The organism is Lactobacillus gigeriorum DSM 23908 = CRBIP 24.85 (assembly GCF_000296855.1).
In the GTDB taxonomy this organism is placed as follows: domain Bacteria; phylum Bacillota; class Bacilli; order Lactobacillales; family Lactobacillaceae; genus Lactobacillus; species Lactobacillus gigeriorum.
This window is the reverse complement of the sequence record NZ_CAKC01000079.1, coordinates 1-1,081: the sequence shown is the minus strand read 5'-3', so window position 1 is coordinate 1,081 and position 1,081 is coordinate 1. Positions and strand designations below refer to the sequence as shown.

The following is a 1,081-nucleotide window of genomic DNA, read 5'->3' as shown; positions in this document are numbered from 1 at the left end:
TTGAGCCATGGCAATAGAGGTGCTATTAGAAAGCTTCGTCATCGCGGGAAATCTCGTCATACAAAGGACTATGTAGAACGGAGGGGAAAAATTCGAATCAGCCATGATATCGAAGAGCGTTCAACAGAGGCTGAAAATCGAACAAGAATCGGCGATTGGGAAGCAGATACAGTTTGCCGGTATAGTTGGAAAAGCCTGCTTGGTGACATTGGTAGATCGCAAGAGTAGATATTTGCTTGGAGGCAAGGCACAAGAAAAGAAAGCTGATGCGGTTAATCAAACGATGATCGACGCCTTGAGGGATCAACCTTGTGAATCTATAACTCCAGATAGAGGCAAGGAGTTTGCCAAGCATGAAGAAGTAACGCAAGAACTCAAGGTTGAATTTTACTTTCCTAAGCCACATCATCCATGGCAGAGAGGAAGCAATGAAAACACAAATGGCCTGATAAGAGAATATCTTCCAAAGGGGCAAGATTTAAGCAAATATAGCCAAGAAGAAGTCCAGGAGATATTCTCCAAGATAAATAAACGCCCAAGAAAATGTTTAGGATATCTAACACCATATGAGGTATATAAATCTGAGTCGTTGCACTTAGTTTGACAATTCAAGTTCGAATAATCGTTGAATAGAGTAAAATAAAAATGCTAGGTCAAGTGATATTTACAGGAGAAATAATAAATGACAGTACAAGAAATTGAAAAACTTAAAAAAGTTGATGAAATCATGTTTAATCTCCGGAACTCTACTGATCCGCAGAAAGCTCTTTTACAAGCTGGTGAATTCTTAAAAGAGTTAAATTTAATTGAGGATCAAACGAGTATTGAGAAAATTATTCAAGCATATACAGATAACTTACATAAGCAACTAGCTAAAATTATTCAAAGAAAGGCTGTTTCATTTAATTGGGCTACTTTGGAGCATCTGCGAAGATATGTTGAGGAAGACGGTATACAAGTTGAAAAACATTTCAAAGAATATGCATTAATTGTATTGCGTTTTAATAGAGTTACTGCGAAACTAGATAGCCAGTTCTTGGTTGATGATCCCGCAGATTAAATTCATTCTTAAATTAAAACG

General features: G+C 37.1%; 1 protein-coding gene and 1 pseudogene. Both read left to right on the top strand.

The features are described 5' to 3' along the window. Positions 1-604: pseudogene (locus BN52_RS07510) on the top strand (IS30 family transposase); the annotation flags it as partial. Between the two features lie 78 nt (positions 605-682). Next, on the top strand, positions 683-1,060 hold the full coding sequence (locus BN52_RS07505; RefSeq protein WP_008473854.1) for a hypothetical protein: 378 nt from the start codon (positions 683-685) through the stop codon (positions 1,058-1,060). Positions 1,061-1,081 lie beyond the last annotated feature (21 nt).